The sequence below is a fragment of the Maribellus luteus genome (genome assembly GCF_003576475.1).
GTDB lineage: Bacteria > Bacteroidota > Bacteroidia > Bacteroidales > Prolixibacteraceae > Draconibacterium > Draconibacterium luteum.
In genome coordinates this window covers 1-15,551 of sequence record NZ_QWGR01000003.1, presented here as the reverse complement: position 1 = coordinate 15,551, position 15,551 = coordinate 1, and the positions used below count along the sequence as shown (strand labels likewise).

The following is a 15,551-nucleotide window of genomic DNA, read 5'->3' as shown; positions in this document are numbered from 1 at the left end:
TTATGGCTTCAAAACAGAATTTTTCGGTGGTGGTTGACCTGGGCACGTCAAAAATGGTGGCGCTGGCCGGAAAACTAACGGAGCTGGGTAAAATGGAAATACTGGGCACAGCTCAAATATCCTCCAAAGGAATAAAACGGGGGGTAATTGTAAACATTGAGGAGGCTGCCGAGGCGCTCGGTGATTTGCTTGACCTGCTCGAAAACCAGCTGGACGAAAAGCCGGAGCAGGTGCACGTTGCATTTGCCGGATCTAAAATGCAAACCATCGATTACCGCGCAACCTCGCTTACTTCGGGTGAAGGCTTTGTAACTGCCCCCGATGTTCAGCGTCTGCTCGACGAAGCCGAAAGAGTGGAGATTCAGCAGGACTACAAAGTGGTGCAGGTGATCCCTACTTCGTACATTATCGACGACGAACACGAAGTGGAAAAACCGGTAGGCAGTACCGGCCGTAAGATTGAAGCCAACTTTAAGCTGGTGGTAATGCCCACACAATACGTAAACAACCTGAAGCTGGTTTTTGACAAAGCGGGGGTTGAACTGGGCGAAATCGTTCATGCTTCGCTGGCTGTTTCGGAAGCAGTATTAAGTTCCGAAGAAAAAGAGGTGGGCGTAATTGTGATGGACTTTGGCGCCGGTACCACCAATATTGCGGTTTTTCAGGACAACGTTCTAAAACACACTGCGGTAGTTCCTTTTGGAGGACAGGTAGTGACAAACGACATAAAAGAAGGATGCTCGATCTTCCTGAAAAAGGCCGAGCTGCTAAAAGTAAAATACGGGCAGGCAATGGGCGATTTTGCCGACGAACAGAAAGTAGTAACCATAGCCGGAGAGAACGGCTGGGAACCGCGCGATATTTCCTTTAAAAGCCTGGCTTATATTATTCAGGCCCGCCTGGAAGAGATCATCGAGTGTGTGAATATTCAGATTGAAAAATCGGGGATCGAAAACAACCTCGGATCAGGAATTGTTATAACCGGAGGCACGGCAAAACTGGACAACATGATATCGCTGGTGAAATTCAAAACCGCCATGGACGCCCGGAATGCCCATCCCGTTATTCACCCGGTAAACCGCAAGGAAGAATTTCGCAATCCTGAACTTTTTACCGCACTGGGGACTTTAAAATTAATGCTGAGTTCAACCGGAACCGGAACCGTTACAGAACGGGTGCAGGTAAAAAGCAGCAAGAAAAAGGAACGCCGTTTTGGGCCGCTCTTCAAAGATGTAGTACAGGGGGCGCTCAATCTTTTTGATACCGATGGTTCAGATGCAGAATTAAATTAAAAAATCACAATATGGCCGAAGAATTCGTAAACTTTCAATTTCCAAAAGCAACCTCTTCCATTATTAAGGTGATAGGTGCGGGAGGTGCTGGCTGCAATGCGGTCAATCACATGTACGAAGAAGGCATTAGAGGGGTTGACTACATTATTTGCAATACCGATGCGCAGGCACTGGAAAACAGCCCGGTTCCCGTAAAAATACAGCTGGGCGTTACGCTTACTGAAGGACGGGGAGCGGGGAATAAACCCGAAATGGGCGAAGAAGCAGCCCGTGAAAACTATGAAGACCTGAAAAAGGTTCTGCAGGATAATACCAAGATGTTGTTTATCGCCGCTGGAATGGGCGGTGGAACCGGAACAGGAGCTGCGCCTGTGATTGCTGCACTGGCACGTGAGCTGGACATTCTCACCATTGCGGTGGTAACCATTCCTTCGCCTGCCGAAGGACGGAAACGGTACGACCAGGCGCAGGAAGGTATCAAAAAGTTAAAAGAATCTGTCGACAGTATGCTGGTGATCAGCAACGACAGGCTACACAATATTTATGGCGACTTGCCGGCGAGCAAAGCCTTTAAAATGGCTGACAACATTATTGCTACAGCGGTAAAGGGAGTTGCCGAGATCATTACGGTTCACGGAAACGTAAACATCGATTATACTGATGTGCATACTGTAATGCACAAAAGCGACGTTTTCATTATGGGAACCGGTTTTGCAACCGGCGAAGGACGTGCGATGGACGCGGTACAGGCAGCTTTGGAGTCGCCGCTGCTTGACAGCAACGATATTTTCGGCACTAAAAATATTCTGCTGAATATTATTTCCGGAAACGAGGAAGTAAGAATTGGAGAGATCGGTGAAATTATTGAAGCGCTGCAGGAAAAAGCAGGACAGGAGGCAGACATTATCTGGGGGAACGGTTATGATGACCGGCTGGGAGACAAAATCAGCGTAACCATTTTGGCTACGGGTTTTGTGACCAACCCGAACCGGGTGTTGCAGCCCGCACAGGAAACTCAAAAGTTTGACCTGGAAGAAGAAGAGAAAAGCAACGAAGGCTTTGTGAGTTTCGATTTCAGTAACCGTGATCTGGAAGAGGACGAAGAGGAAACCGTTGACTATGCGCCGGAACCTGAAGAAACGATCATCATCAGGCCTCCGAAACAGGAATACGACAGAAAAAAAGAAAAAAAAGCCAAGCGAGAGAAGAAGGATAAAAGCACAAGGGATGAGCCGGTGGCTGAATCGAACGTAGATAACTGGTTCTTTAAGAACTTTGGTTTGAGCAAGTTTTTTGAAGAAGATGACCAATCGATGGATTAATACCACTTAACCCTTTTAATGACTGGAAAATGGAAGAACTGGCAAATTTTAATCTAAAGGAAGAACCGGGAACGGTAATAAAAATAGTGGGAGTTGGAGGAGGCGGAGGAAATGCCGTTAATCACATGCACGAGCATGGAATCCGTGATGTAGGTTACATGATTTGCAACACCGATGCCCAGGCGATGGAAAACAGCCCGATCCGCTTAAAAGTACAGCTGGGCGCCACGCTTACCGAAGGACGTGGGGCCGGGAACAAGCCGGAAATGGGACGGCAGGCCGCCATCGAAAACATTGAGGATGTTAAAAAGGCACTGGAGAAAAATACCAAGATGGTATTTATTACCGCCGGAATGGGCGGTGGTACCGGAACCGGAGCAGCGCCGGTAATTGCGCAGGCGTGTCACGAAAAGGGATACCTTACGGTGGCCATAGTTACCATCCCCTTCCGAAACGAGGGAAGACGAAGAATCAAGCAGGCCTACGAAGGCATCAGGGAACTGGAAAAATACGTGGATTCGCTGCTGGTGATCAACAACGAACGCATTCGCGAAATGTACGGCGACTTTGGCATATCGGAAGCCTTTCTGAGAGCCGACAACATATTATCGACTGCCGCCAAAGGCATTGCTGAAATTATTACGGTGCCCGGCTATATCAACGTCGATTTTGCCGATGTGGAAACGGTGATGCGCAAAAGCGGGATGGCTGTGATGGGAACCGGGGTGGCAGTGGGCGATAACCGGGCGGAAGAAGCAGTGGAACAGGCATTGAATTCACCCTTGTTGAACAACAACGATATTCGCGGCGCACGAAATGTGCTGATTCAAATAACATCGGGCGAAAAGGAAGTTACCATGGCCGAAGTGGGACGTATTACGGATTACGTTCAAAACAAAGCCGGTTTTGACGCCGACCTGATCTGGGGAAACGGTATTGATGAAAGCCTTGACGAAGAGCTTTCAGTGACGGTGATTGCCACAGGCTTTCCGAGCAGCATCCTTTCCGGTATTCACGAAAACAGTCCGCAAAAGGAAAGAGTGTATCTTTCAGACGACGTAAGCACCGGAGGCGACAATACCGCCGGTCATGCCAAACATACACAGGGGCAAACGGCTGGTCAGAAAACCTTTGAATTCGATATCCGGAAAGAACGGGAGATCGAGGACATGGAATTTGAAAACCTGTATCCTACCACCAGTCGTAAACGTAGTACTCCGGAGAAAGAACTTGACCTGTCCGATTATTCGACGCTAAGCGAGGAAGATATGGACGACCTGGATAAGATTCCGGCTTACCGCCGGCGCCAGATTCGGATGAACGACCCGAAGTTTCAGAAAAAGCCGTCGAAGTATTCGGTGAACAGGAACAACCAGATTTCAGACCGTAATAGTTATTTACACGATAAAGTAGACTAAAAAAACAAACGTTATGTCATTATTCGATCAAATCAACAACGATATCAAGGAGGCGATGAAAGCACGCGAAAAGGAAAAGCTGGAAGCCATCCGCGGAATCAAAAAAGTAATGCTGGAAGCCAAATCTGTCAAAGGTGCCGGCGACGAACTGAGCGACGAGGAAGCTTTGCAGATCATTTCCAAACTGGCCAAACAGGGAAGCGATGCAGCAGCCATATTCAAGCAACAGGGAAGGGAAGACCTGTACGAGCAGGAAATGGCACAGGTAGCTGTGTATGAGCAGTATTTGCCGGCGAAAATGTCGGATGAAGAACTAAGCGCTGTGGTGAAAGCCATCGTAGAAGAAGTGGGTGCCACTTCGATGAAAGACATGGGAAAAGTAATGGGGATTGCTTCCAAAAAACTGGCTGGACAGGCCGACGGCAAAGATATTTCAGCAAAAGTAAAAGAGCTTTTAAGCTAGGACCGTAATAATCCATACAGAACTATTTCAGCATAAGAGGCCGGTTTTTCCGGCCTTTTGACTTTTGCATAGACCGGAAACCATTCGGTGTTTTCTGTTTTTGCTTATGTATTATTTTCCTGCATCTTCTGCTACTTCCGGGATTTTTGATTCTTACTATTGGTGTGGTCTGTGAGGTGCAGATATCGCAGCTTTCTGAAAAATCAATCTTCAATTTTAGGGCAAAAGTGATGCTTGTACTTTCTTTTTGCATACTTTAGCCGGACACTAACCAATTTTAAAAAAAGCTTGCCTGGCTATATGACATGAAGGAGGATAAACAGATATGGGATGATTTTCGTAAGGGTGAAGATTATGCACTTTCCCATATTTATTTCCAATATACCCCATTCCTTTTTTGCTATGGACGAAAATTTTCTCAGGATGAGGAAATGATCAAAGATGTTATTCAGGACTTGTTTTTTTATTTGATAAGTACCAGAGAGAGTCTTGGAACAACCGACAATATCCGCTTTTATTTAATGGCTTCTTTTAGGCGACGATTAGCCGACGCAATAAAACAAAAAGCACCGCTGAGTTATTCTGATAATGAAGTTTTAAAGGCGGAAATTATTTATTCGGCAGAACACGAACTCATTGATAAGGAGGAACTGTCTCACCGGGAACAAACCGTGAAAAAGGCACTGGCAAAGCTGAGTCCGAAACAGCGTGAAATACTGTTTTACAAGTTTTCGTGTAATTTTGATTACGATCAGATTTGCGAAATAATGCAAATACAGTATGACTCTGCCAGGAAGCAGGTTTCACGGGCTTTGAAAGGTTTAAAAGAAATACTTGTTTCTTCAGACATGTTTGTGCTTTTCCTCAGTTTTTTTCAGAAAGATAAAGTCATGTTTTGAGTGCAATTTTTGCATTGTCTCAGGCTGTTTCCTGTCTGCGAAACGATAAGAGATCCTACCCCAATAATTTTTTTTAAAAAAAAGTCTGATTTTTTTGTCCACAAAGAATCCAATTGTGCCTTTATACTTTACAAACGCCTGTAAAGATGGAGCAACGATTTTTGGAATACAGCACCGAACAACTGCTTGAAGAAAAGGACTTCATTGCCTGGATTTTAAATAACAAGAATGACAGGGAGTGGAAAGTTTTTCTGGAGCAACATCCGGAGTTCAGGAATAAAGTAAAAGAGGCCCGCGAAATAATTCATTTATTGGCCGACACGCATGACGAGTTGGGAGAAGATGCTCTTCTTTCCATGTGGCGAGATATTGACCGGCACCATCAATCCCGGAAAAAGAAGTCCCAAAAAAGAGAACTGTGGAGTCGCTTGTCATGGGCTGCATCGGTTTTGCTGGTCGTTTCCATCGGCTTGGGAGGATACTTTTATTTGATTAAGAAAGATGCAGTGTATCATTTTTCTTCGTCTCTCGGCAGCGAAAACCCCAACGGACACATGGTGCTTTCTTCCGGAGAGGAAATTCCGCTGGAGCAAAAGCATTCTGCGATCAGGGTAAATGACACGGAGAAACAGGTGATTGTAAATGACAGCATCATTAATCTGGTGGAGCTTAAGCGCGACCAAAAGAAAAAAACAGAAATGAACGAGGTGGTAATTCCTTACGGTAAAAGTTCGGAATTGCTGCTGGCCGATGGAACCAAAGTATGGCTTAACGCCGGAAGCCGCCTGGCATTTCCTTCAAGTTTTTCGAAAGATGTACGTGAAGTTTATCTGGAGGGGGAAGCTTGTTTCAAGGTTACCCGAAATGAACAAAGACCGTTTATTGTGAAAACCGGTGATTTGGATGTAAGGGTTTTGGGAACTCATTTTAACGTTTCTGCATACCCTGCCGATAAAACGATTGAAACAGTTCTCCTAGAAGGAAGTGTTGCAGTTAGTCAGACTAAATTATTAGGACTGGCAAAAAAAGAGATGGTTTTGACGCCCGATCAAAAAGCGAGTTTCAAAAAAGAACAGAATACAATCACTGTTACCAGCGAAACAAATGTTGATAACTATATTTCCTGGACTTATGGGTGGTTGAAGTATTCGAGAGAAAGCCTGAGTTCTGTCCTTCATAAAGTAGAGAGATATTATAATGTGAAATTTCAAATGCCCGATAACTATCCTGGCGATGATAAAATTTCCGGGAAGCTTGATTTGGAGAAATCTTTGGAAGATGTTATGATCGTTCTGGGAGATGCCTCTGGATTTACCTACCGAATCTCAGGGAGTGTTGTAACAATCGAGAAAAAGATAAAACCCTTATCCAGAAAATAATACCCAATAAACGAATCAATTAATAAAAAGAAAACCGGGGGCCTGCCCGCCCGCCAGTTTTCACTTATGTTTAAATATGAGTTAATTTAAAACAACCTAAAAGTATGAAAAAAAAGCGAAAATTGCATGGCTTCACTCGAGGGAGCCTTTCTAAAATTGTGTTAAGAATGAAGCTACTAACCTTTTTAATTTTTTCGGTACTCACTGTTTCTGCGGCTGAAACTTACTCACAGGCTGCACGCTTTCACCTAAAGATGAAAAATGCAACTGTTAGGGAAGTGTTCGAAGAAATCGAAGATAATAGCGAATTCATTTTGCTTTATAATGAAAAGTGGGTGGACATAAACCGCCGTGTGACGGTTAATGTGAAAAACAGAACTGTAGAAACCGTTCTAGATCAGGTTTTCGAAAACACTCCAAACGTATACCGTATCTATGACAGGCAAATCGTAATTCTGACCGACGAAAAAGCAGCAATCCCGGATAATATAGAGAATCAACTGCGAGAGTCAGGGCCTTCACAGAAAGAGGAAAAAGAAGTCACCGGATTAGTGACAGATCCGAATGGACAATTTCTTCCGGGAGTTACAGTAATGGAGAAAGGTACAACAAACGGTACTGTAACAAATGCCGATGGTGAATTTCATTTAATGATTTCCCCTGCATCCGATTCCCTTCAGTTTTCATTTATAGGCATGAAAACCCGCACCATAGCAATTGAAGGAAAAACTGTTTTTAATATTGTTCTGGAAGAAGAAACGCGGGATATAGGAGAAGTTGTTGCAGTTGGATATGGCACGCAACGCAAAGTAAGCGTTGTTGGCTCCGTTGCAAATATTACGACCAAGGATTTGAATATTGGAGGGGTAACTTCGGTTTCGAATTTACTGGCAGGAAGGATAGCTGGGTTGGTTGGCGTTCAGCGAAGCGGAGAACCTGGACAAGATGTATCGGAATTCTGGATTCGGGGAATAAGCACATTCGGGGCCAATAGTGGTGCACTTATTTTAATTGATGGTATCGACCGGGGGGCAAGCAGCTTAAATGAACTTGCGCCTGAAGATATTGAAAGCTTCTCGATTTTAAAAGATGCCACAGCTACAGCTGTATACGGCGCCCGGGGTGCAAACGGAGTTGTACTTATTAATACCAAAAGAGGAAGTGAGGGTAAAGTTTCAATCAATGCCAACGTGAAAACCACCATGGAAACATTACCTCGTTTACCTGATTATCTTGGAGGATTCGATTATGCCATGCTGGCCAATGAAGCTCAATTGGTGCGGGGCGGGAAATCCGTATATTCTCCCGAAGTATATGATATTATTAAATACAGGATGGACCCAGATTTTTTCCCGGATGTAGATTGGCAAAATGAAATCCTGAAAAAAAATACATGGGGAATGCAGGGGAACATCAACATTTCCGGAGGAGGGAAAAACACCGGCTATTATATGAGTGGTTCTTATCGTACAAATGATGCTATTTACAAACAAACCGGTTTAGAAAAATACAATTCAAACGTTAAACGAAATCAGTACACATTTAGAAGTAATATTGATGTCAATGTAACTCCTACAACCAAAGTGAGTTTGTTGCTTTCTGCAAAGCTCGTTGATTTAAACCGTCCGGGTATTGGAACTACATCGAGTATATGGAGTGCTCAAGCCAATTTAACACCTTTAACTGTTCCGATTAGATATTCCAACGGACAGTTACCTGCTTATGGCAAAACTCAAAACAACGTTTCTCCTTCCGTTTTGTTAAACGAAACCGGATTTATAACAGAACGAGAAAACTCGATAGAGTCGTTATTGGTTCTCGAACAAAATTTAGATTTTTTGCTGGAAGGGCTAAAGGTAACAGGTTCGGTTTCATTTGATAACTTTAATGCACACACTACAGGAAGGACAAAAATGCCCGATTTGTTTTTTGCAACGGATCGGAATTGGAAAACAGGAGAATTGATCACCACCAAAACAGTAGTTGCAACTCCAATGAATTTTAGTAGTTCTTCGTACGGAGTTAGGACAATTTACATGGAGGGGAAAGCCGATTATAGTAAGATAGTCAACGAAAAACACCGGATTGGGGTTATGTACCTTTACAATCAGAGAGACTATACCCGTACTGACATTCATGATGAAATTGGCTCGATTCCTTATCGTAATCTCGGAATGGCCGGGCGTTTAACCTACTCTTATGATGATATATATTTTATCGAAGGAAACTTCGGATACAATGGTTCGGAAAACTTTCCAAAAGGAGAACGATTTGGCTTTTTCCCATCTGTTGCACTTGGCTATGTGCTGTCAAATTATTCCTTTATAAAAGAAAAAGCACCCTTTATTAATTCATTAAAGTTACGTTATTCGTATGGTTTGGTAGGGAATGATAAAATCAGTAGTGATGTCCGTTTCCCTTATCTGACTTATATCAACATGGACGCACCTGGATACGCGTTTGGTGATATTGCTTCCGGTGTAGGCGGTGTTACTGAGTCAACGTTAGGTTCAACGGGCCTGGTTTGGGAAAAAGCAATAAAACAGAATTTAGGTATTGATATTCAACTTTGGAATGCACTGAGCATTACTGTGGATGGATTTATTGATCGCCGAAACAATATATTTATGCAGCGCGTTACGCTCCCCGGAACCATTGGTGTGGGAACAAAGCCATGGGGAAATGTAGGCAAAATGAAGAGTTGGGGAGCCGATGGAACAGCTTCTTATAATAAGAAATTCGGGGAAGTATCGATGGAGTTGCGAGGTAATTTTACATTGACAAGAGATAAAATTTTAGATTATGACGAAGTAGCTCCGCGTTATCCATACCTTGGGAAAAAAGGGACCAGCAATAACGTAACCAGAGGGTTAATTGCATTGGGTTTATTTAAGGACGAAGAGGATGTGAAGAACAGCCCAACACAGTATGGAAAAGTATTGCCTGGGGATATCAAATACAAAGATGTAAATGGGGATGGGATTATTAATGATGACGATATAGTGCCTATCGGCAATTCCAACATCCCAAAGTTGCAATATGGCTTTGCTACCAGTTTGAGCTGGAAACATTTTGATTTTAATATTTTCTTCAGAGGAGCAAGCCAGGTCGATTATTTTATGGGTGGTGCTGGTTATTATCCATTTTCAGGTGGAGCTACAGGAAATGTACTCAGCATTGTAAATGAACAAAAAAACAGATGGACGCCCGCATCTTATTCCGGAAATCCTGCTACGGAAAATCCTAATGCCAGATTCCCCCGGTTAACTTATGGTTATAACGAAAACAATAACCGAAATTCTACATTCTGGTTGTCTGACGCAAGTTATTTGAGGTTGAAAACACTAGAAATTGGTTATACAATTCCCAAATCAATAACCGAAAGAGTATATATTAAAAGTTGCCGTGCAGCTTTTGTTGCTGACAATTTATATGTATGGGATAAGGTAAAACTGTGGGATCCTGAACAGGCCAGTTCAAACGGTGCTGTTTATCCGATTCCCCGTTCTTATTCAATGCTGATACAACTGTCTTTCTAAACATAAAAATAATGACCTATGAAAAGTCGAATAATTAAAAAACCATATTTCCTCTTTATTCTAATTTTCTTTGTGGCTGTATGTGCCTGTGAAAAAGAAAATCAAGAGGAGAATATCCATGATATTCCCTACTCACCTAATTCCCCGGTTTTGGTTAACGGCATAGGCCCTAAAGAAGGCGGACTGGGAACACGGGTTGTGGTAAATGGATCAAACTTCGGGAATGATATAGCAAAGGTCAAGTTATTCTTTAATAAAAAAGAAGCACTTATCCTCAAAGTACAGAATAATGCTATTTATGCAATGGTTCCCAAACAACCGGGAGAGCTTTCAGACATAAAAGTGGCTATAGAAACAGGAGTTGACCCTGATGGGGTCCCTGCCTATGTTGAAGCAGAATTGGAAGATGTTCAATTCAAGTATTTTGTAAAAGCTACCGTTACAACAGTTGCCGGGCAACAAGGTGTAAGCGCTGTAGCTGACGGAACAATGCAGGAAGGCTCATTTAGGAGGCCAGCCATGGTCGATGTCGACAGTACCGGAAATACGCTTTTCGTTGCCGATGACTGGGGTGGAAAAATCAGGCAAATATCGATTCCCGACAATAGGCTATCTTCTTTAATGTCAGGTCTGAATAGTCCGTGGCAAGGCTCTTTCAATTTAGACTTCTCCTCTTATTTTGTTGTAGAAAGAAGCAGTGCTTCGAAACCCTTGCTTTTTTATGGTGCATTTAAGAAATCGAACTGGCAGGAACCTGAAGCTTACTATGATCAAAAGGATGATGATGGAGACTATATAGCAGGAAGCACATATTATTACGGACTAACCGCAGACGATGAGTACGTATATTTATTGTCATCGAGCGGGAATAAGTTGCTCAGGGTGAATCAACAATCAAAAAAAGTGGAGCTGATAGGTGAAAAAATAAATACGGATTCATGGTCCCATATGGCTTATAACCCTAAAGACAAACATATTTACGTATCATGTGAAGGCTGGGGTAGAATCTATAAATTCAATCCACACAATATCGATGCAGAGAAGAACAAACCATGGATAACCCAGGATGATCTAATTCATATTGTTGGAATGGGGGCAGGAGCGGCAAAGGAAGGTAATGGTAAATTTGCTCAACTTGGTTCTATTGAAGGTTTAGCGTGTGACTATGAAGGAAATATATACGTTACTGATTATTCTAACCATGTTATATGGAAAATCGATGAGGACTTAAATTGTACTATAATGGCAGGTGTTCCCGGACAAAAAGGATATAAAGACGGAAAACCGAACGAAGCACTTTTTAATACTCCTTATGACGTAGCTGTTACTCCTGATGGGATAGTTTATGTAGCCGATACCTATAATTATACAATACGCTGTATCGCAATACAATAACGTACAAGACCAAATGGCGTTCAACGAAACGTAGTGGAATTAACTCCTTCAGATGCTATTAAAATTTAAAATAATAAACAGATGAAAATAAAAATAAAAAAATATTTATTGACAGGATTTCTTTCTGTAGTCATTGGATTTTCAATGACTTTTCAATCCTGTAGTAAGTACCTGGACATTGATCCTTATATATCCGACTTGTTTACATTAGATACCCTTTTCGTAAAAAAAGAATATACGCAAGAATATTTGAATAATGTTTACAGCTATTTAGTCGATAACGGTAGTAATATTGCATGGCACCAGGGAATGCCTTATACGCTAATAACCGACGAGGGCCTTTGTACATACTGGAAAACATGGCATAACTTCAACTATTTTGCAAACGGCAAAATTACGCCTGAAAATCTAAATGACTTTGATCGATGGGACTATTTTTATGAAGGAATCCGGAAAGCAAATACATTCATAACGCGTGTAAATGAATGTAAAGAAGTAAGTGAATTAAAGCGTTCTGAATGGATTGGCGAGGCAACTTTTTTAAAAGCATGCATATACTTTGAGCTAATGTTGGCTTGGGGACCAGTTCCTATTATGCCGGACGATCCAATTGATTTTGATGTTTCCCTCAAAGAAATGATGGTGGAACGTAATACCTGGGATGAGTGCAGTGATTATGTGTCTTCTCTTTTGGAAACAGCAATACAGTTGCTTCCTTCCCAAGTAAGGGACAATACAGAGATAGGCCGTCCAACAAAGTATTCTGCTATGGCTGTGTTGTCGAGATTATCCCTTTATACGGCAAGCCCACTATATAATGGACAAAACCAGGAATTTTCCAATTTTATGAACGATGAGGGCACCCCTTATCTGAATCCTGATTTCAATCCTGAAAAATGGGCGATAGCAGCCGCGAATGCCAAACGCCTAGTTGATCTAAAGCCTTACGACTTATATACTGTTCCCCAAATGGAAAATACCCCATATCTTCCTGTTCCCGAACATGAACAAGGCGATTTCCCTAACGGAGTGGGAGGAATTGATCCATTCCATTCGTATGCTGATATGTTTAATGGAGAATGTGTATTGGCATCTTCCAACCGGGAAATACTATTCTCGCGTCAGAGCACTAGTGTTAATGACTGTTTTCGGTATTCTGCACCTACCATGCTCGGAGGTTGGGGATCTTTCGATATTACTCAGAATTTAGCGGATGCGTATTATATGATTGATGGCCGCACAATAGATAATGCGAGCGAGTCCTATCCCCACGAAACAGGGTATACCGACAACGAAGTTATTTTTTCGGGTTCGAAAAGCAGTGATGGATTTACCATTTTAAGTGGAACTCATAAGTGGTATGTGAACCGAGAGATGCGCTTTTATGCAACCGTTGCATACAACAATTCTTATTATCCTTCGGTTACTACGCCTCCTGATAAAATCGATCAACAGGATGGTAAAGTTGCCAAATTCTACAGAGACTCGAAGAGCGGTAAAGAATTTGCATTGTCCCATGGAGGAGCAGATGCTGAAGATTACCCAATGACGGGATACCTTTGTCGTAAGTTCACTCATTATGAAGATTCTTACATAAGCGGAGGCAGACAAAAAAATAAATACAATATTGTTTACCGCATGGCTGAAGTCTATCTAAATTATGTAGAAGCTATGAATGAACTGGATGGAAGCTATACTATAAACGAAGTTACTGTATCCAGGGATGTTGCCGAAATGAAACGTTGCTTTAACTTAATTCGTTATCGGGCAGGATTACCCGGAATAACGGATACCGATTTAGCCGACAAAGAAAGAATGAGAGAATTAATTCTGAGAGAACGCCAAATTGAAATGGCCTGGGAAAACAGAAGATATTTTGATTTGCGTCGTACTAAAAATGCAGTAAAGTATGAAAATCTTCCCGTGCTGGGATGTAATATAAACGCGTCATCAGGGGAAATGGATGATTACTATAAAAAGGTTGTAGTTAGAGAGAGAGATTATACCTATAAAGTATTCACCAACAGGCAAACATTTTTTCCTATACCAAAGCATGAAACCGATAAGAATCCTAATCTGGATCAATTCCCTGGATATTAATACTTATCAAACATAAAATTATGAGGACGAATTATTATATACTATTATTAATAGTTGCAGGCAGTATCCTTACTGCTTGCAATTCGGAGGTGGACTTTGGCGAACAATATAAAAAAGTCATTTACATCGTCAATAGCAACAATTTACTCTTTGAAGAAGAGTATTTTTATGGAGCAGAAGGTAATACAATCGATTTATCCGTTTATTGTGGCGGGACGGAACCGACCAGCCACGACATAGATATTGAACTCCATCTGGATTACCATGTATTGGACTCTTTCAACAATATAAATGCAATTGCCAATCCAAACTACATAAAGAAAAATTTAATTCCTGAATCCAATTTTACATTAAACAATTCTGTTGTTACTATTAAAAAAGGAACAGAATATGGCGTTTTAAGTATTCCTTTCTCCGTTGACGGACTTGATCCTGACAGCTGTTATGTGCTACCTTTGACAATTAGCTCCAATAGCAAGGCTTATGAAGTGAATTCGAAATTAAGCACCATTATTCATGAAATCAAGATGGTTAATGGCTTTTCGGGAGATTACTCTGGGAGTTCCAGAGAATTGCCTGAAACAAACCGTTCTGTTCAGCCATATTTAAAAGCGATTTCAGCTAACCAGGTAAGAATGCCAATTCATACATTACCTGATAATAAGGCTTTCATAAGTACAAATTATATGTTGCTAACCATTGCCCAAGACAGTGTTAATGTAACGATTACTCCGTGGGAAGATGCTCTGGTAACCGATTTAGGCGGCAGTACCTACAATAAAGAGACAATGAGTTTTGAGCTGTTTTATTCTTTTACTGACAGCGATGGGGATGAAATTTCGATAAAAGAGAAAATTGTAAACCTCGAATACGAAGAAGATTAGTCCTCCCGTTTCGAGAACAATAGTGCCCGCGAATATTTGACAAAAGCGGGCACTATATACTTTCTCCCCTGGTGGTTGTGTTATAAAGTTATCAATCATTGACAATGATATAAATCTGTATATTTCGATTTTTGCTTGCAGTTTACTGATAACTAGTGCAATAAAATCATAAAACCAAATTCTATGAATGATATGAAACTAATTTACATCGCTTTACTCTTATTAATTATCGATATGTACCCCGTGGGTTTGCAGGCACAACATTTTAACTGGAAAGCAGGCCGTGATGCTTGGATTATGAGCAAAAAAACAGGAAGCAGCGAATATGAAAAGTTTTTTGCCATCGGAACCTGGCATGTTCCCGGTTACTCCTTTACGAATTCTCCGGAAGCGGATGAACAAGCCTACCGCGAAAATGCGGCCCTGTTCAAAAAAAAATCGGAGCCATTTAACATGCTTTTTGTAACACCGGGCACCCAAAAAGATTACATGGCGGATAAAATACATATTCTCAATCCGTTTTCACCAATGCTGCATGCCTACATCGATAAAATACCCGGATTACCTGAGGGCGATGATAAAGATTATTACCGGAGTCTGGCGATTAAAGAGCACGTAAACAGTCCGGAATTTGAGCAATACCTGGATGCTGAGATCAAGAAAATATCGGAGAATCTTCCCAATGGTAAATACATCTATTCTCATATTGATGAAATTGCTTTGGGCGGTGTAGGCAAATGGGCGGTACCGTCTTCGGTAGGGGCCAAAATTAGCAACAGGCTTAAGAAACAGGATAAGAATGCACTCGTTTTTGTCGACCTGCTGGGACATAGCAAAGGAAGTACTTACTTCTTTGAACA

Annotated in this window: 11 protein-coding genes; all 11 read left to right on the top strand. The window is 41.9% G+C overall.

Annotation, left to right across the window (positions count from 1 at the left end; translation table 11 throughout):
- Positions 1–2: 2 nt before the first annotated feature.
- On the top strand, positions 3–1,292 hold the full coding sequence (ftsA, locus tag D1614_RS05635; RefSeq protein ID WP_119436937.1) for a cell division protein FtsA: 1,290 nt from the start codon (positions 3–5) through the stop codon (positions 1,290–1,292).
- Positions 1,293–1,303: 11 nt separating this feature from the next.
- Entirely contained in the window at positions 1,304–2,614 is a 1,311-nt protein-coding gene (gene ftsZ / locus D1614_RS05630) for a cell division protein FtsZ (RefSeq protein ID WP_119436936.1), read from the top strand.
- A 29-nt stretch (positions 2,615–2,643) separates the two neighbouring features.
- Positions 2,644–4,032, top strand: coding sequence for a cell division protein FtsZ (gene ftsZ / locus D1614_RS05625; protein ID WP_119436935.1), 1,389 nt, complete (start codon positions 2,644–2,646; stop codon positions 4,030–4,032).
- A gap of 13 nt (positions 4,033–4,045) precedes the next feature.
- On the top strand, positions 4,046–4,495 hold the full coding sequence (locus D1614_RS05620; RefSeq protein WP_119436934.1) for a GatB/YqeY domain-containing protein: 450 nt from the start codon (positions 4,046–4,048) through the stop codon (positions 4,493–4,495).
- Positions 4,496–4,800: 305 nt separating this feature from the next.
- Positions 4,801–5,394, top strand: coding sequence for an RNA polymerase sigma factor (locus D1614_RS05610; RefSeq protein ID WP_119436932.1), 594 nt, complete (start codon positions 4,801–4,803; stop codon positions 5,392–5,394).
- Between the two features lie 146 nt (positions 5,395–5,540).
- On the top strand, positions 5,541–6,773 hold the full coding sequence (locus D1614_RS05605) for a FecR family protein (protein ID WP_119436931.1): 1,233 nt from the start codon (positions 5,541–5,543) through the stop codon (positions 6,771–6,773).
- 104 nt (positions 6,774–6,877) lie between these two features.
- Positions 6,878–10,312 carry a TonB-dependent receptor gene (locus D1614_RS05600; RefSeq protein WP_206609933.1) on the top strand — a complete coding sequence of 1,145 codons (3,435 nt, stop codon included), beginning with the start codon at positions 6,878–6,880 and terminating at the stop codon, positions 10,310–10,312.
- Between the two features lie 18 nt (positions 10,313–10,330).
- Positions 10,331–11,707, top strand: a complete 1,377-nt coding sequence (locus tag D1614_RS05595) for an IPT/TIG domain-containing protein (protein ID WP_119436930.1) — start codon at positions 10,331–10,333, stop codon at positions 11,705–11,707.
- Positions 11,708–11,788: 81 nt separating this feature from the next.
- Complete coding sequence (locus D1614_RS05590) at positions 11,789–13,807, top strand: RagB/SusD family nutrient uptake outer membrane protein (protein ID WP_119436929.1); 2,019 nt, start codon at positions 11,789–11,791, stop codon at positions 13,805–13,807.
- A gap of 20 nt (positions 13,808–13,827) precedes the next feature.
- Complete coding sequence (locus D1614_RS05585) at positions 13,828–14,691, top strand: BT_3987 domain-containing protein (RefSeq protein ID WP_119436928.1); 864 nt, start codon at positions 13,828–13,830, stop codon at positions 14,689–14,691.
- Positions 14,692–14,874: 183 nt separating this feature from the next.
- Positions 14,875–15,551 (top strand): hypothetical protein (locus D1614_RS05580; protein WP_147384038.1); only part of this gene is annotated, 677 nt, incomplete at its 3' end.